This is a genomic window from Symploca atlantica LB2515 (genome assembly GCF_052546295.1).
In genome coordinates this window covers 4,406,749-4,423,831 of the sequence record NZ_JBQWMT010000001.1, presented here as the reverse complement: position 1 = coordinate 4,423,831, position 17,083 = coordinate 4,406,749, and the positions used below count along the sequence as shown (strand labels likewise).

11 protein-coding genes are annotated in these 17,083 nt (G+C 41.0%); 5 read left to right on the top strand and 6 right to left on the bottom strand.

All coding sequences use genetic code 11. From position 1 onward, the window contains the following. Position 1: 1 nt before the first annotated feature. Positions 2–952 carry an AAA family ATPase gene (locus ACT7WV_RS18370; protein WP_445104272.1) on the bottom strand — a complete coding sequence of 317 codons (951 nt, stop codon included), beginning with the start codon at positions 950–952 and terminating at the stop codon, positions 2–4. Between the two features lie 1,419 nt (positions 953–2,371). Between ACT7WV_RS18370 and ACT7WV_RS18365 the strand changes: the two genes are divergently transcribed. Beyond that, entirely contained in the window at positions 2,372–3,139 is a 768-nt protein-coding gene (locus ACT7WV_RS18365) for an alpha/beta fold hydrolase (RefSeq protein WP_445104271.1), read from the top strand. A 136-nt stretch (positions 3,140–3,275) separates the two neighbouring features. On the opposite strand, the gene ACT7WV_RS18360 is transcribed toward ACT7WV_RS18365, so the two are convergent. From ACT7WV_RS18360 to ACT7WV_RS18350, 3 genes are all read right to left on the bottom strand, one after another. After that, a complete protein-coding gene (locus ACT7WV_RS18360) occupies positions 3,276–3,998 on the bottom strand; it encodes a response regulator transcription factor (protein WP_445104270.1) in 723 nt (240 codons plus the stop codon). A 211-nt stretch (positions 3,999–4,209) separates the two neighbouring features. Next, positions 4,210–4,650, bottom strand: a complete 441-nt coding sequence (locus ACT7WV_RS18355; protein WP_445104269.1) for a cupin domain-containing protein — start codon at positions 4,648–4,650, stop codon at positions 4,210–4,212. Between the two features lie 232 nt (positions 4,651–4,882). Next, entirely contained in the window at positions 4,883–6,469 is a 1,587-nt protein-coding gene (locus ACT7WV_RS18350) for a glucose-6-phosphate isomerase (RefSeq protein WP_445104268.1), read from the bottom strand. Positions 6,470–6,761: 292 nt separating this feature from the next. On the opposite strand from ACT7WV_RS18350, the gene ACT7WV_RS18345 reads away from it, so the two are divergent. Together ACT7WV_RS18345 and ACT7WV_RS18340 are read left to right on the top strand one after the other, a co-directional pair. Beyond that, positions 6,762–7,877: a branched-chain amino acid ABC transporter permease gene (locus ACT7WV_RS18345; RefSeq protein WP_445104267.1), complete on the top strand. Its 1,116-nt coding sequence runs from the start codon at positions 6,762–6,764 to the stop codon at positions 7,875–7,877. Positions 7,878–7,899: 22 nt separating this feature from the next. Further along, a complete protein-coding gene (locus tag ACT7WV_RS18340; protein ID WP_463424273.1) occupies positions 7,900–8,706 on the top strand; it encodes an ABC transporter ATP-binding protein in 807 nt (268 codons plus the stop codon). 29 nt (positions 8,707–8,735) lie between these two features. Here the strand turns inward: ACT7WV_RS18340 and ACT7WV_RS18335 are convergent, their stop codons facing one another. Next, a complete protein-coding gene (locus ACT7WV_RS18335) occupies positions 8,736–12,119 on the bottom strand; it encodes a response regulator (protein ID WP_463424184.1) in 3,384 nt (1,127 codons plus the stop codon). A 571-nt stretch (positions 12,120–12,690) separates the two neighbouring features. On the opposite strand from ACT7WV_RS18335, the gene ACT7WV_RS18330 reads away from it, so the two are divergent. Beyond that, positions 12,691–13,161, top strand: a complete 471-nt coding sequence (locus ACT7WV_RS18330; protein WP_445104264.1) for a type III secretion system chaperone family protein — start codon at positions 12,691–12,693, stop codon at positions 13,159–13,161. A 263-nt stretch (positions 13,162–13,424) separates the two neighbouring features. Here ACT7WV_RS18330 and ACT7WV_RS18325 read toward each other — a convergent pair whose 3' ends face one another. Next, entirely contained in the window at positions 13,425–14,195 is a 771-nt protein-coding gene (locus ACT7WV_RS18325) for a WecB/TagA/CpsF family glycosyltransferase (protein ID WP_445104263.1), read from the bottom strand. A 1,190-nt stretch (positions 14,196–15,385) separates the two neighbouring features. Between ACT7WV_RS18325 and ACT7WV_RS18320 the strand changes: the two genes are divergently transcribed. After that, on the top strand, positions 15,386–17,056 hold the full coding sequence (locus ACT7WV_RS18320) for an alkaline phosphatase family protein (RefSeq protein WP_445104262.1): 1,671 nt from the start codon (positions 15,386–15,388) through the stop codon (positions 17,054–17,056). Positions 17,057–17,083: the final 27 nt, after the last annotated feature.

Sequence of the window (17,083 nt, the reverse complement as noted above, 5' to 3'; positions counted from 1 at the left end):
CCTACATCCTTACTTTGTTTAGTGCTTCACGCTCGCTTTGAGTTTTAACCAGGGTTTCTAGATAAGGTAACTGATTGAGTGGGGTTGTCCACAATTCTTCTGGTGTAATTTTGTTAACTCTTTCATCTCTTTCTAAAAGTGTTACCCAATCTAAAAATTCACTGGTGCTTGGCATTTTTTGCCAACTCTTTAGTTCACGCAGTTTCCATATTTTTTTGAGCGCTACATCGAAAAGTGGAGTAATTTCAGTTTGAAAATGACACTTGACAATTCGTTTAATGGTTGCTTGATCAGGAAAGTCTGTGTAGTAAAATAAGCAACGTCGCAGAAAAGGTTGAGGGAGTTCTTTTTCGCGGTTGCTAGTAATTATAATCAAAGGCAAAAATTCACTACGTTCTTGCCTTTTTTTGCCTTTTAGAGCATCAAATCTTATACCCAGTAATTCTTTAACTTGAAATTGTAGCCGATCTAGCTCTAGTAGTAAGTCATTGGCAAAGTTGGTATCTGCTTTATCTATTTCATCAATCAGAACTACTGAGGGAATATTGTTTTGAGACTGCCTGATTGCTTCACCTAACCCTCCTAGAATGAATGGCTCTTGGTGCAATAGTGACTCAGTGCAATTACTAGCTGTTTGTGACTCCTGGAGATGAGCAAATCGAGCTAGTGGCTGATAACTATAGAGTAAATCCTGTGCTTGGCTAGTTGAACGAATGTAGCAGGTATGAATAGGGTAACCTAATTCGTAGGCAATTGCGTAAGCCAATCGAGTCTTACCACACCCTGGTTCACCTTCTAGTAACAAGGGACGACGAAGGTACAGAGCAATGTTAACTGCTTCAGCCAGAGACTTAGAAGCGATGTAAGGCTCTGGTTGCTGCCATGCGCCTGAAAGAGGTTTGTAATAACACTTTCCGTCCCCTCTGTACATTCGCTTTGATAAGTCGTTCATCAATGATTATGTCTCCCTGGAATTACCATAAAGATTACTTTTCTAGGTAAAAATTTGATGCTTTACTTTTAAAGTTTAATAAAATAAGTTTTAATGAAATTGGATTGAAAATTTGTTGGCTCAAGCTTACTTAGTTATCCTAAACTAAATTTCAAATTTCCTCGATTGTCTACTGCCTAGTCAGAGTTTCTTTCAACTATCAGAATAGATATGATTTTCTTTTCGCTTGTTCCTCCGTATCGGCATCTCTTGTTAGGGCAAACTGGTGGGTGAGAAAGGAGAGGTAATTACACTAGATTATTGACTGTTGCTTTCCTCTATGTATAAATATTAACCAATACTTTGTTTAGTGCCGCGTTTGTCAGATTATTATTCAATAGTAGAAAAAACTGGATGACTGAAACGGGTAAACTTTATGTTTACTAGTACCCTCAGATAGTAAAATTATTAGTTTTACTAGTCAGACCTTAGCAATAAGTATTGGTGAGGCTAACTACTACTTTGGTGAGAATTGATAAGTCTTTCTCTAAGTTTAATTTTCTCTGAACAATTAAAAAATGCCATGCGGTATGTTGGCGTTGAACTTAAGTTAATGATCTACCACTTTAGCAAGATTTATATAAATTTACATTAAACTGCTAAGCTATTGACGTCATTACCACCAGCTACAAGCATTAATATCTGCACTCTGCCAAAACTGATCCGTCTGACTGTTTAAGAAAAAATAATCAACAAAAGTATCACAGACAGTGATGCTTTAGCTCTTATTGGTAATAAGATTATAGCCGACTAAATCTGGTCGAGTCCTAGTAGAGATGCGTTTTCCTCCTCCTCTAGGCAGTTTCTTGCCGTAGGATGGCTTGAAAAGATTTCCAAATACAAGGAGTCAGGGAGCTCAGGGAGCTTTACTTTTCCTTGACTCTATTCCAGGGAAAGGCTTGAGGCAAAGCCCTGTGCTTAGCCTAGATAAAGATTCTAGAACCCAGTCTTGAGTTTTCTTAATAAAAATTTCTTAAGACAATTCTTGACTTTTTTTCTCAGATTGTTGATTATTAATTTCAATAAGTTTAAAAAACGATACAGGAGAACCTAGGACAGAGTACGCTTCAGCAAGGAGGCAAATCGCTATGACTACTGTGGCAAGTCAACCTCCCCAAGCAAGTTTTACTCTCTAATTTTGGGAAAATAGGCAATTGCATAAACTCTGCCAATGAAACTCTGGGTATTTAGGTGGTCTTAAATAGCAAAAATCTTAGTGATTTAGTATGCAACACCAGTCAAGCATTAATCAATAGCTACAAGATTATTGAAAATTAGTTTTAATAATCCAAAATGGAGACTTTGAGAGTAACTGCAATCATTAGTGGCTAAATAAGTACTCCTTAACTACAGGCTCAATCACGTTTAGTAAAGAAGTTTATGTCTAATCTACCTGATGTTCTCTGGTTAAACACCAGTCCTAGTTTTCAACATTTCGATCAGTCGTTGCTCCGTCAACTGTCGGCTCAGGTATCAATTGGTCAGTGGGAGTATCGCCAAAGCCAAGATGAACCCTGCTCTCTGGATATCGCGCTGCTCCTGCTCCATGACGCTCTTAAAAACAGCAATCGACCAATTCACCTTGTTGGTCACAGTACTGCGGGGTTGCTGGGGCTACTCTATGCCCGTCAGCATCCCGAAAGAGTTAAATCTTTGACAATGTTAGCTGTCGGTGTCTATCCTACAATTGACTGGCAAGCTTACTACTGTGTACAGCGCCTCTTATTGCCTTGTGATCGCCAACAAGTTATTGCTCAAATGGTTCGTAGTCTCTTTGGTTTTCAAGAGCAACGTTTAGTCAAGAATCTAGTAGGAGTTCTGGAGCGAGACTTACGTTTTTCCCCCTCACCTCACTCGCTGTACGAAAGGATGAGCATGTCTCCTGGAGCAGTACCAGTGCCTTTGATGGTTTGTGGCAGCAAGAACGACATCATCGTTGATTCCAACTCTTTACAAGGATGGCAAACTTGGTTGAAGGAAGGTGACCGCTTATGGGAATGTCCAGACGGACATCATTTTTTCCACTACTTCCATCCTAAGCTAGTCAAAGAGCAAATTCTCGATTTTTGGCAATCTTTTCACCCGCAGTTATTTACTAAATCAAACCAGCTGGAATATTTAAGCGCTAACTCTAGTGCTGAACTTTAGCTGATGCTTCAGAGGGAAAGTTTACCTTTGACAGGAGCAAAGTTCCACCTAAATGCCTCACCTAAATGCCTGCAGAAAATCAAATAGCGACAAAAGGCATTGCTTAAAACTAACTCACCTTACTTGAGACTCTGCTCTATTGATATAGGAACAGTAGAGCGAATCGGACAAGTTCTGCCCGATTATTAGTTTCCGTCTTCCGTAAGATATTACTGACATATTTTTCGATCGTTCGAGGACTCAGATAAAGCTCATTAGCGATATCACTATTAGATAAACCTTGAGTAAGCAAATCCAAAACTTCTTGTTCTCGCGTGGTCAGGTTGAGAGCTGGCAGTTTGGAATTACCTGACTTCCCCTGGACATTTTCCTTTCGGTGTGTTGTTGCCGAGTCAGGTGTTGCCGGAGGGTGTGGTGTCGATGGTTGAGCTTGATGTTGAGATGGTCGCCCTTCTGCCGAAGAGATTATCCACTCTGCTTGCATCATTTGCGATCGCTCTAAGAGATTGCGAATAACTGCACCCAACTCCTGCATTTCAAAGGGCTTGGGTAGATACAAATCACAGCCTAACTGGTAACCGATAATTCGCTCCTCAGTACTGTTTCTCTCGGTTAGAAAAACTACTGGTAAGAGACGGAACTCTGGTCGCTTACGAACTTCGCGCACTAATTCGTAGCCGTCCATCTTCGGCATATTGATATCTGTCACTATTAGATGAGGATGATACTTATCGATTAGGGAGAGCGCCTGTTGACCATCGTCAGCTGAAACCACCGAGTAGCCTAAAAGTTCTAGGTAATCGCTGACAGCAAGGCGGGTCCCCAAATTATCATCTACCACCAGGATCGTCAATGGCATAGGGTACGAGTATGAAAGCAAATCTATTCTTACGCTAGGTCATGTCCACCTAACAATGCACCCAGCCAGGAAAATTTTTTACATTCTCTCCTTCCTGGGTGGTGTTTGAGTAATTAACATTACAATGCAATTGTCGCCTAAAATTACTTAACTGAGGTTAAGACGCTGTAGACGTATTTTTACCCATCAACTAGCGGCTTAGATACCGATGTTAGAGCTTAGCTAGACACAGACACTCTGCTAGCTTGGCATAAGCTTCTTCTAAATCATAAGGCAAAGGCGGTTTCAGGGGTCGGTAATCTCGCTCGTGGGTTCTTCCATGACGTAGCACCGCGTTTACCAGCACACAGGGTTGGGAACTAAGGTTAATTGCACCGTGGAGAACACCTGGAGGTATTTTGGCAATTACTGGCTGAGACTCGCTCAGGGGAATGTACTGGTATCGACGATTCTGCAACACTACTAGCACAAAGCTGCCTCGAACCACTAATAGTTGGTCTGTCTGAAATCGATGTACGAAAAGCTCTTCAACAGTTTCTGGCGGGATCTGCACCAGCATTGTCTCGTTGCTGGACTGAGGCGTGTAGAACTCAGTCATTCCCGCTTTGGCAGACTCTAGCCGCAGAATTTCTACACCATTGATTAAACTCATATTTCATTAATCCTCGGTAGAAACTTCATTTTAATTTAAGATAAAAGTTTGTAAAAAACAGTTGCTTACACTACCAATATATGCAATCAGGCTAAAATCCACAGAGTTTTTGAGTTTTGCCTAATGTCCCTTTGTCCTCACTCCTCGCCGTACTGGAAAGCCCGCCTGATCTGCCGAGATTAAATCAGCGACTAGTGGCGGGCTATTAGCTGTCACACCTTTGTTGGAGTAATTAACTAGCAGAAACTTTTAAACTGCTCAATTGTCCCAAGTCCCCCGCCAAGACGATGCCTCGCCCATTAGCCTGAAGATGACGCAGTATCTTATACATCGCTTCTACTTGCTCAGGTTTTCCAGCTTTTTGGGCCAAATCAGACAAAGATATCGGTACACTGGCTTCGTTTAGTACCTGCATCACCCGTTTTTGTAAGTCCAGAATAGCAGCGGCAGCTTTCTTGCCAGCTTCCACACCTGGTTGGTGATAAGCGTTAACGTTAACCAAGAAACCATAAAGTCCTACAGCACGATCGTAGAGGGCAATCAGTGCACCCACAGTCCGAGGATTAACTTCCGGAATGGTAACCGTGATTGAATCCCGCTGATTCTCGTAGAGTGCTTGTCTAGTGCCCTGTAAAAAGCCTGATAAATAGTCTCCTGATGTCACTCCAGGTTCTAATTGAGGAGAGGTTCCCTGACGATCCTGTAAAACTTCAATCAACGTCGCAAAGAAATTGGGGACACCTTCACGCAGTTGCTGGACATAGGCATGTTGGTCAGTTGAGCCTTTGTTTCCGTATACAGCAATGCCCTGGTGAACAATATTGCCGTCAAGATCTTTCTCCTTACCCAAAGATTCCATCACCAACTGCTGTAGGTAGCGGGAGAACAGTAGCAGGCTATCTTTATAGGGCAAAACCACCATATCTTTCTCTCCCTTACCATTACCAGCAAAGTACCAGGAGAGAGCCAGCAAGGCGGCAGGATTTTCTTTAAGCTGGTGCTTGCGGGTAGCTGCATCCATCTCTTTGGCGCCAGCCAAAATCTGGCGGATGTCAATACCTTGTAATGCTGCTGGTAGCAGTCCTACTGCTGACATTTCTGAGGTACGTCCTCCCACCCAGTCGTACATCGGAAAAGTTGCTAACCACCCTTCGGATTTAGCAAATTTGTCCAAATTGCTGTCTTTGCCAGTAATGGCAACAGCATAGGAGGCAAACTTGAGATTATGAGATTCGTAGGCTGTTTTAACCTCAATCATACCGTTGCGAGTTTCCGGCGTTCCTCCAGATTTAGAGATCACCAGAACTAGGGTGCTAGAAAGCCGATCCTTTAACTTATTGAGGACAGAATCAATGCCAGAAGGGTCACTGTTATCGATAAAGTGAATCGCTAAAGGTGGAAAATCTGAGGCTAAAGCTTCCGCCACAAACTGAGGGCCAAGGGCAGAACCACCAATACCAATAGAAATAATATCGGTAAACTGAGATTTCCCAGGGGGCTGAATTTCGCCACCGTGGACTTTTTGGACAAAAGTTTCAATATCTTTTAAGGTATTGATTATTTCTTGTTTAAGTTCCGGTGTGGGTGCTAATTCGGGGTCTCTCAGCCAGTAGTGACCAACCATGCGGTCTTCATCAGGGTTAGCAATCGCGCCTCCCTCAAGCTCATCCATCTGCTTAAATGCCTTCTCCAAAGAAGGTTGCATCTTTTGAACAAAGGCATCATCAAACCGCATGCGGCTAACGTCGAGGTAAAATTTCAAACCTTCGTGGTAGTACAGCCAATCCTGATAACGTTGCCAGAGTGCAGCAGCGTCCATAAAATAACTCCCAAACTTCTGCTTTGAACAACACAAGTTTAAGCTAAGCACTTGAGCACTAATAGTCGCTGGATTGACAGTAAAAATTTAGGACGAGTCTAACAACCTGCCCCAGCACAAAAATCTCAATCTTTTTTGTACCACGGAAAACGCAACTTGGTGCTAATCGTCAAGATATAGCTTTAAGCGGTTATTTGAAATTTTGCCTGGAAAAGTGTCAAATTAGTGAAAAATAAAGCTTTCTCTGACCCTAGCATCAGGTAGTCTAAGGTGTTGTTAGCACAACTAAAATATGGTTAACTATCTAGTCTTTTTAACAATTTCTGCTGCGACATTTGCCTTATTTGGTCTGGGGTTAAATGTGCAGTGGGGCTTCACTGGTTTAATTAACTTTGGACATGTTGCCTTTATGACTGTTGGTGCCTACACCACTGTGTTACTCAGCCTTCAAGGTGTGCCTCTAATCTTCTCGGCGTTGGTTGGGGCGGTTTTGGCAGCACTTTTGGGACTATTAATTGGCACCTCAACCCTGCGGCTGCGAGAAGATTACCTGGCAATTGTTACTATCGGTGTGTCCGAAGTAGTACGACTGATCGCACTTAATGAAGAGTGGCTTACCAAAGGGGCTTTTGGGCTACAACGTTATCCACTGCCACTGGAGAATTTTCGCCCTAACCTGGTTAGTAAATTGGCGATGATTGGACTGCTGACACTGCTTGCAGTTTGGTCGTTGTGGCAACTCTGGCAATGGTTTCGCCAGCAATCCCGAAGAGAAAAATTAAAGGCACAAGAGAGTAAGCACCATCAACCTATTAGTTTGACCATTTCCGCAATTATAGGGGCACTGTTGATTTTAACAGTCTACGGAACTGGGGCTGTAGCGCTGTATGACTATACTTATAAGGCGGGGTTGATGCTGATTTCGCTGATTGTCTTAGCGTTGGTGTATTGGCGTTTAGAAAGTTTAGTGCGATCGCCTTGGGGTCGTTTGCTCAAAGCCATCCGAGAAGATGAGGAAGTGCCGAAAGCTCTAGGGAAAAATATCTTCTGGTACAAGTTACAATCTTTTATGTTGGGAGGCTCGATTGCCGGGATTGCGGGTGCTTTCTATGCATGGCAACTGACCACGGTTTTTCCTAATAACTTTGAGCCAATTATTACCTTCAATGCTTGGACTATGGTGGTTTTAGGTGGTGCTGGGAACAATGTAGGCACTATCCTCGGAGCAGTGATTTTCTGGGCTTACGACTCCGTTACTCGTTTTGTGCTGCCTCAGTTGGGGATTATTGATGCTTCCCGCTTGGGAGCTTTTCGGGTTATGGTGATTGGTCTAATCTTGATGGTGCTGATGGTGTGGCGACCTCAAGGTATCTTGGGAAAAAAGGAGGAACTAACCCTTGGTCGATAATTCCCAATCACTCAATTCTGCCATGGAAAACGGCAAAAATTCTTCTCCCATCACTAATCAGCAAAGCCCACTTCCTCCTTTACTCTCGGCCAGTGGACTTTGCAAAACCTTTGGCGGCATCAAAGCCGTAGATAATGCTGAAATTAGGGTAGACCAGCGCAGTATCACGGGCTTGATTGGTCCCAATGGTGCTGGTAAAACTACACTATTCAACCTTTTATCGAATTTTATCTACCCAGACACTGGCAAAGTTATTTTTGATGGGGAACCAGTGCAGGAATTGCCATCTTATCAAATTGCTCAGCAAGGTATGGTGCGTACTTTCCAAGTTGCTAGGGTTCTCTCGCGGCTGTCGGTACTAGACAATATGCTTCTAGCTGCTCAAAAACAGTCTGGTGAAAACTTTTGGGCAGCTTTGGTGGGGTCACGGAATGTGACCAAAGAAGAGCGTATGCTGAGAAGAAGGGCAATGGAGATTCTAGAGTCTGTGGGCTTGGTAGCTAAGGCACATGACTACGCGGGGGCTTTATCTGGGGGGCAGCGTAAACTCTTAGAAATTGCTAGGGTACTCATGACCCAGCCGAAGCTGATTTTGTTGGATGAACCGGCAGCAGGCGTGAACCCAACGCTAATTAATCAGATTTGTGAGCATATTGTTCAATGGCGACGAGAGGGCATCACCTTTCTGATTATTGAACACAATATGGACGTGATCATGTCTTTATGCGATCGCGTTTGGGTTTTGGCTGAGGGTCGTAATCTCGCTGACGGTGCACCTACGGAAATTCAGAATAACCCAGAGGTTTTAGAAGCATATCTGGGTCAGTGATTTTGTTATTTTTGAAGGGTGGTGTCAACTTAACTAATGACAATATCTAGTTCTGAAACGCCGAATCTCCGAGCTTTCTTGCAGCGCTCTATGTACAATTGAGTTACCCTGTCTTGTTGATTGATCTGCAAAACTTGCTCGAAAACTTGCTGCGCTGCGGTAAAATTTTGCTCAACATAAAGAGTTACTCCTCTCTCAAAGTCAGCCAAAGTTTGTTGCTTAAGTTCCCTCAAAGAGTGAGAGTTGGCATCGTAAACTTCAAAGACATTTACAGCTTGACTTTTGCCCTTTACCTTGACTCGATCAAGAAAGCGGTACTTGTATTTATCGGGTTGATCAAGACAATTCAAAGTTTGCTCGCTAATTAAAATATCGACTCCATAAACTTTTGTTAGACCTTCCAAACGGGAAGCTAAATTAACAGCATCAGAAATTACGGTGGTTTCCATTCTTTGAGATTCTCCCACTGTCCCTAAGATCAAGCTGCCAGTATGAATACCAATACCAATAGCAATAGACTCCTCGCCCCTACCTTGCCGATAGGAATTATAGAGCGAGACTTGCCTTTGCATCTCAATTGCTGAGAGTACTGCATCGTCAGCGTTATTAGGAAACAGTGCCATGACAGCGTCGCCGATGTATTTGTCAATGAAGCCATGGTGATCACGAATCACCGGGCTTACTCGGCTCAAGTAAGCATTAAGAAAGTCAAAATTTTCTTTTGGTGACATTTGCTCTGACAGGCTAGTAAACGAGCGAATATCTGCAAAAAGAACGGTCATTTCTTTAAGTACTTGGTCACCTAATTGAACATCTATAATGCTTTCTCTATTTAAGAATTTTAGGAACTCATGAGGCACAAAGCGACCGTAAGCCACATTAATATTGGCTAGTTGAATATGAGTTTTAATGCGTGCTAATAGTTCGTGCTTGGAGATGGGTTTAGTTAAATAATCATTAGCACCAGCACCAAATCCTTCTAACAAATCGGAAACTTGATTTTTAGCTGTCAACAGTACGACGGGCAATTCGTTGGGAAGAAACTGCTCCCGGATTTTTTTGCAGAGTTCATAGCCCGTCATTTTTGGCATCATAACGTCTAGTAATATTAAATCAGGCTTTAAACCATTACGAATTTTTTCTAATGCTTCAGCCCCACTAGAAGCTTGAGTAAGAGCATAATTTTCTAATGAGAGATGATTGACTAGTACCTGAAGATTCACCAATTCATCATCTACGACCAAAATTTTAAAATTTCCTTGATGAGGTGCTGATATTTTTATATCGGTCAAAAGTTGATTTGGGATAGAAGCTATTGCAGATAACTTATTGAGTTCTAAGAATTCCTTTCGCTGGTGATTATCGACATTGCCTTTTGATAAAGGTAGAGTGAAAATTAATCTTGAGCCAATTCCTGGAGTAGACTCGGCGTGAATACTACCACCGTGAAGCTGTACTAGCTGCTTTGTCACTGCCAAACCTAATCCAGCACCGCCGTATTCTCTAGCAATTGAACCATCAATTTGTTCAAAAGATTCAAAAATTCTGTCTAATTTATCAGTCTGAATACCAATACCAGTGTCGGCAACAGTAATCTCTAAATAAGATACACGGTTTGACAAATATTCTTCTTGGTCTTTCCTCCTTTGCTCCTTGTTAGAGGCAGTTGAGGTAAGTGAATTTCCATGTAAAACTGTGGCTGAGACTTCTATCGTACCACTTTCAGTAAACTTGATCGCATTGCCTACTAAGTTATATAAAATCTGCTGTACTCGATTTTCATCGGCATCGACAGGAGGAAGATCTTGATCAATTTTGTTAATTAATTGCAATTTTTTTTTGTCAATTAGTGGCTGGCATAACATTAAAACAATATCAGCCACCTCCCGCATACCAACTGGTTTAATTTTGAGTTCAATTTTTTTGTGTTTTAATTGAGAAAAATCCAGCAAATCGTTGACAAGTTGAGATAATCTTTTGCCGCTATAGACAATTAAAGAGAGATTAAATACCGTTTGTTTAGATAATTTTCCTGCGGCACCATCCGCTAGTGACTCGGCGATGCCAATAATCCCGTTTAGTGGAGTTTTTAGTTCATGGGAAGTATTAGCAAGAAATTCATCTTTTAATTTAGAATTTTCTTGCAAGTCTGCATTTTTTGCTTCTAATTCTATAGCGTAGTCTTGCAATTTTTGTTGTGCTTTATTAAACCTAAATTCAAAAATAAGTCCTATGAACACAATAAAAACGAGTGTTCCTAAAGGCGAAATATTTTGGTGCCAATTTTGAGGTTCAAAAATGTAGATCAAAAGATCATGAACAGCAGATAAAGCTAGAACTATAAAGCCAAAAGTAAATAACTTTGCTTCAAAATTACCTGTCAGAGATAACTTAATGGTAGTTAGCAATAAAATTACCGAACTTGTTAAAAACAAAACTTGATCAAGATATACAGAAGAAATCCAAGAATCATTTTGTGTAGCATCTAAAAGCAAAGCAGCAACTGCATAAACTAAATTTATTTGCCATAAATGACGAATAATTAACGTATGTCCATAGCCAAATATTTTTCCAAACAAAAGACAAGAATTGATTGGTATTGAATAAAAAGATATATGTTGTACGTAATCTAGCAAAGAGTGATTCTTGAAAAATAGAGCAATGAATTCAGAATCACAAACTATGTATACTCCTATGCTAATAGTTAACAATCCAAAATAAATATACGCTTTATTATCTGGTCTTTTTAGAAATAGCAAAAGAGCAATTAATCCTAAAAAAGTGAATAAAAGACCTAGAGTTGCGTCAAGTTCTTGCTGAAATAGCTTTTTAATTAATGCAGTCTGAGAACCAATTATTACTCTCTTAAACAAGCCGATATAAATAGATGGAGCCTCACCTACATACACTTGAAATAAAAGTATTTTATGTTGAAAACCTTGCTCTAGAGAAACAATTGGCCATTGATAATGATCAAAAAGCCTTTTCTCTGAGGAGTCCAGCGTAATTTCTGAATAAAGTTGTTGACTACCCAAGTAGGCTTTGAGTATATTTGGCACTGCCCTAAGATAGAGTGCTGGAGATTCCCATTGACCTGCTGGTAAAGGAACCTTTAGCCAGACAATCTTCTCCCCTTCAGGCTTCCATAGTCTTTTAGGAAAATCAAAGGGTTCCCAGCAAGAAATAGGACTCTTTTGTTGAGTGCAAGTGGGGGCATTAGCTTTTTCGGGAAGAAAGCTACCCCAGCGATACTGCCATCCCTGAGTTAGTTCTACTAGAGACAAATCTCCGTTTATCTGAGATGGTATTCGGCTGGGCGATGCGTAGAATGGCAGAGTACTTAGTCCTGTTAGTAACACAGTAAATAAACATAAGGCAATCGCGACGCGGCTCCAGCCAAACACAAGCTTCATGTTCTGGTTCTCCTGGGGAGTGATCGGCAAGGCTTCTTTCCGAGATAGAAGTCTTACAGCCTTGTTAGGGCCATTAGATATTCTTACTCGAAGATATAGCACTCTTATCCCTAGTACCTGCAAAAGTCAATTTAAAACCGAAAAATTTTCATTGGTCGGTTATGTTGCCAGAGTTTACGTAACCGAGTTTTTGTGGATTTATTGGTTCAATATCTTTTCATTAAAGATGAACTATAGCAATCTTAATATTAAAGGCGAGTTAACTCTAAAGGTATAACTGGCTAAGACTAAATATTATTTGTATATTCTCTAGCAGACAGAGTTATGTTAACTTTGTTTAATTTTCGTTCAATTCAGACGAATCAGGATTTACAGCTAAAAGTTCATTGTGAACAGATGTTACCCCTATAGCTGTTGTAGTGGTATATATTCAGCATCTTTGTCTGCAAAAGATAAACTTTGTGAACAAAGAAGTATTTGTAAAGCAGGGACAACAGTTTGTTTCAAAAAAGCTCTCTGAAAAACTAGTAATAGTACAATAATCGGAAAATAAAAAGGTAGGTTAATAGCAATGAATACCCAGAAGACCCAAACCCGGAATTTTGAGGCAATGGTCAATTTTTTTAAAGAGGATGACTGGCCATTTTCCCAAATAGATGGGCAACCAGTACTGAGTATGGGGTTTGAAGGCGAGAATGGTCAATGGATTTGCTATGCAAAAACACGAGAACAAGAAGAACAATTTGTTTTTTACTCAGTTACTCCCTTTCAAGTGGCAGAAAATAAGCGACAGAACGTGGCAGAGTTTTTGACTAGAGTCAATTACGGTTTGATCATTGGCAATTTCGAACTAAACTTTGATAATGGGGAAGTTCGCTACAAGACCAGTATTAATATTGAAGAAAATGGTCTTAATTCCCAGTTGATTGACCAACTAGTTTACGCAAATATTGTCACAATGGACAAATATCTACCCAGGCTGATGTCTGTGATTTACGCTGACGTAACGCCGAGTGAGGCGATCTCACAGGTGGAACGATAGATCAAACTAAGCTAAACTTTTGCCGCTGTGAGTAATGGTACAGGTAAAGAGAATACACTGTGCCTTATCTGGAAAAAAAAGCGGGGGGTGTTCCTCCGCTTGATTGCTTAAGTTTTACAAAATGATCAATAATAAGTTACGTCGCCCAGAATTAAAGCCATCTTAACTCATTGGCATTGCTTTGTGTAAATTTAAAACAACGCAATCGATGCTTTATCTGATTAGTAACATCTATGATCTAAAGAATTCTGGAATTTTTAGCTCTACTGTAAAGTGGGCTTAATTTTAATCGGCTTAAACTTATACAGGTTTAGTTTCTGTTTTAGAACTAACCAAAAGAAAAGAGGATCATCGACTAAGTATCTTCTCCATAATCTTTGAGGTTCAGATAGTAATCTGTATAACCATTCTAAGCCTACTTCGCTTACCCACTTGGGAGCACGCTCTACATTGCCAGCTTCAAAATCTATAGTGGCACCTATTGCCAGAAATATATTGATATTCGGCAATTTACTTCTGTATTTCTGGATCCACTTTTCTTGTTTGGGCGCACCCACACCTACTGCTAGTACTGTTGCGCCAGAATTTTTGATCTTGGCGATAATTTTTAAACATTCCTCTTCATTCTTTTCAAAGCCAAAAGATGGGGAATGTGCACCAACGATAATTTCTCTACCAACACTAGCGTTAATCTTTTGCTGAGCTTTTTTAGCAACCCCTTCTTTGGCTCCCAAGAGGAATATCCTAATATCTTCATTACTTTTATGATAATTATAAAAGGCTGGGAAGAAATCGGATCCGGAAATTTTTTCCTTTAGAGGCGTTCCTAAAAACTGTGAGACAAAGTAAATGATTTTACTATCACACAGTTTATAATCAGCAATCTCATAAGCATTATAAAACTCTGTATCTCTTTGCAGTTTAACTAAGTGATCAACGTTGGGAGTGAAAACGACTCCGCACTTCAGGTTTTCCAATACCTCTAATTCAGATACATTATCAACGTGTAAGTTTAATACTTTTACTGTTTTCATCCTCATTGATCCTACTGATTAAAGTATTCTTCTATCCTAAGATAACCAAATTCCTAGAACTTTTTTGGTCAGGCATCTGGCTTTAATTTACTGGTGTTAATTTAGTACTCAATCTAGAGGTTGGTAATTTCCTAAACAAACAACTCCTTACGAAAAGTTTTACATAATTTCTTTCAGAAATACATGTACGCTGTACAAGTTCACCAAATCTTTAAAAACCCAATAATTTATGACCTTTTTAAGTCGCTTCCATAGCTTAAACTCTGTTATCTTTTCTTGACATTGATAGACGAAAACCTTTATTCAAAAAAATGAGAACCTTAAAGTTCTAATATCATTTGCCTTAAAGTTTGATGTTTGTCCTCTGTCAAGAACACTTATTTGTCCTCTGTCAAGAACACTTAAAGGCTACTTTGGCAAATTCGTTAAGTCTGATATACAGAATAGACCATTTACCTTAATTCTTGTCAAGAGTAAAAGCGTATTTTAGAGTCTTAATTTTATTTTTGGCAGTTAAACTGCTGTGTCAGCCAACATTTCTTGGAGTTTTTTAGGACAAGTTGAAGTCATTATTTGAGATTATTATCTACTTTAATACTTATGCTATAGGTTCAATCTAGCCAGAAAATGTTAATACAAATAGGCCGAGACTTTTTCTCTCCCAGATGTTGATAAAGCTTAGACATAGTTACCCGGGTCAATCACCAATCCCTGGGCAATTACCTTAACTAGTGAGCAAAATTTGTCAGCTAGAGTAAAATTTAGACAGAAAGCACAGGAGAGTTTACTCAAGCTCGTTACGGTCTGCCATCATCGACGACTCAAGCCTCCAAAATCAGTACTAAGCTTTGTTGAACTATGAACTAAGGTGACCGAATGCATCTTGCCCTCGGAAATTGTCGCCCATGCAGGCAAAGCTCTGTATACGCTTAACCTAAAACGATCTGCCTTCAAGGATGAGAACAAGATTTATCAAAACTTCATCAAGGATTGATATAGCTTCATTGATTTTTCATCATTACTGATTGCTAGGACGATTATCGTGTAATTAGGGCTTACTGTCTTTGTAAAAAAAAAGTGTGGGTACCAGCGTCACTAAAGTTAGAAGTTACCTGATTTGGACTAATCTTTCCTCAGCTGAAGTAAGTCTCCTGTGTTGATCGACGTGCGCTATCTCCATGAAGAAAACTATGAAGAACCCTGTAATTGCTATCGGATTAGATGCAGCAGACCCCTCGTTGATTGAGAAATGGATGTCTCAAGGACATCTAAACAACCTGCGTCGCCTGCGTGAACAGGGAGCTTACGGACGCCTAAGGACTTTTGAGTACTATAGAGCAGAGACGCCCTGGGAAACATTCCTGACGGGTTGTTCTCCTCAAAAGACTGGATACTGGGCTCCTGTGAAGTTTCATGCAGATACCTATGGCACAGAAGACATTAAGGCCTACGATTTCATCGAACACTCGCCTTTTTACGCCCTAGGAGATGACTACCGAGTAGGGGCTTTTGACATTCCCCATTCCACCTTGGCTGACCGGGTAAATGGTTTGCAAGTCTTAGCTTGGGGGGCTCATGCGGCTCTTACTCCTCGTCATTCACGACCCGCAGAGCTTTTCCAAGAGATCATGGACAAGCACGGTGAACATCCTGCCTTTGACAAGGATTTCGCTAGCTGTCAGAATTTGCCAGCCTTAAAAAAGCTTCAACAAGCTTTGGAGATTGGCATAGCTCGTCGCTCTGTCATTTGTCAGGATTTATTGCAAAGAGAGCCTTGGGACTTTTTCTTGACCATTTTCGGTGAAACCCACTCTGCTGGTCATTACCTATGGCATACTAGTCAGCCGGATCACCCTCTCTACGAAGCCATGCCAGCTCATGCTGACGGTGACTGCCTGTTGGGAGTCTTCAAAGCTGTAGACAAGGCAGTGGGTGAGATTGTGGCTAAAGCTCCTGAAAACGCCAATGTTCTAGTGTTTGCTGCTCATGGCATGGGAACTAATGTCATGGATCTTCCCAGCATGTTGTTCCTGCCGGAATTTCTTTATAGGTGGAACTTTCCCGGAAAGTTCGGCATTGCCCGTGGTAAGGTTGGGCAAGCTCCTGGAAAACCCATAATGGGAGAACGGGCTAAACGGGGTTGGATTGGCACCGTCTGGAGCCTGAAGCATGAATCTAATCCAATTAAGGGGTTTTTGAGACGAAACCTGCCCACAAAAATCTTCAACACTCTAGAGCCATTCTTCGGCACTCGTCCATCGCTAGATCTAATCTCTCCTTTTGAGTTAATCGAGCAGTCAGATCCCTTCTTCTATCAGCCAGCCATCTGGTATCAAAAGTTTTGGTCGCAAATGAAAGCATTTGCCTTGCCTAGTTTTTCTGAAGGCTATATTCGCATTAATCTTCAAGGAAGAGAGTCTCAGGGAATTGTTGCTCCTGAAGATTACAAGGCTGTCTGTGATGAATTAATCGAAAAACTCTACCTTCTCAAAGACGCTCGGACAGGCGAACCGATGGTTAAAGAGATTATCCGGACACGTAAAGAAGCCACAGATAGCGACCCTAAGCTGCCTGATGCTGACTTAGTAGTCATGTGGCAAGAGAAGTATGCTACTGACGTTGTCGAGAGTCCAGATATTGGACGTATTGGTCCTGTTCCTTTTAATCGTACTGGCAGTCATCGTTCCGATGGATTCGTTATTGCCCAGGGTCCGGCAATTGAAGCTGGTTCTAACTTACCGACAGGTCATGCTCTTGATCTAACACCGACGATTTTACAATTGATGGATGCCCCCATCCCAGAAAAGTTTGAGGGTAAGCCTTTACCAATAAAGACAAAGACGCCAGTACAGATAAACTGAGCCACTAAAATTCTCTCACTGTCTTCA

Bases quoted from the DNA above. Each gene is read 5' to 3' on its own strand.
- ACT7WV_RS18370 (WP_445104272.1), bottom strand. From the start codon at position 952: ATGAACGACTTATCAAAGCGAATGTACAGAGGGGACGGAAAGTGTTAT.
- ACT7WV_RS18365 (WP_445104271.1), top strand. From the start codon at position 2,372: ATGTCTAATCTACCTGATGTTCTCTGGTTAAACACCAGTCCTAGTTTT.
- ACT7WV_RS18360 (WP_445104270.1), bottom strand. From the start codon at position 3,998: ATGCCATTGACGATCCTGGTGGTAGATGATAATTTGGGGACCCGCCTT.
- ACT7WV_RS18355 (WP_445104269.1), bottom strand. From the start codon at position 4,650: ATGAGTTTAATCAATGGTGTAGAAATTCTGCGGCTAGAGTCTGCCAAA.
- ACT7WV_RS18350 (WP_445104268.1), bottom strand. From the start codon at position 6,469: ATGGACGCTGCTGCACTCTGGCAACGTTATCAGGATTGGCTGTACTAC.
- ACT7WV_RS18345 (WP_445104267.1), top strand. From the start codon at position 6,762: ATGGTTAACTATCTAGTCTTTTTAACAATTTCTGCTGCGACATTTGCC.
- ACT7WV_RS18340 (WP_463424273.1), top strand. From the start codon at position 7,900: ATGGAAAACGGCAAAAATTCTTCTCCCATCACTAATCAGCAAAGCCCA.
- ACT7WV_RS18335 (WP_463424184.1), bottom strand. From the start codon at position 12,119: ATGAAGCTTGTGTTTGGCTGGAGCCGCGTCGCGATTGCCTTATGTTTA.
- ACT7WV_RS18330 (WP_445104264.1), top strand. From the start codon at position 12,691: ATGAATACCCAGAAGACCCAAACCCGGAATTTTGAGGCAATGGTCAAT.
- ACT7WV_RS18325 (WP_445104263.1), bottom strand. From the start codon at position 14,195: ATGAAAACAGTAAAAGTATTAAACTTACACGTTGATAATGTATCTGAA.
- ACT7WV_RS18320 (WP_445104262.1), top strand. From the start codon at position 15,386: ATGAAGAACCCTGTAATTGCTATCGGATTAGATGCAGCAGACCCCTCG.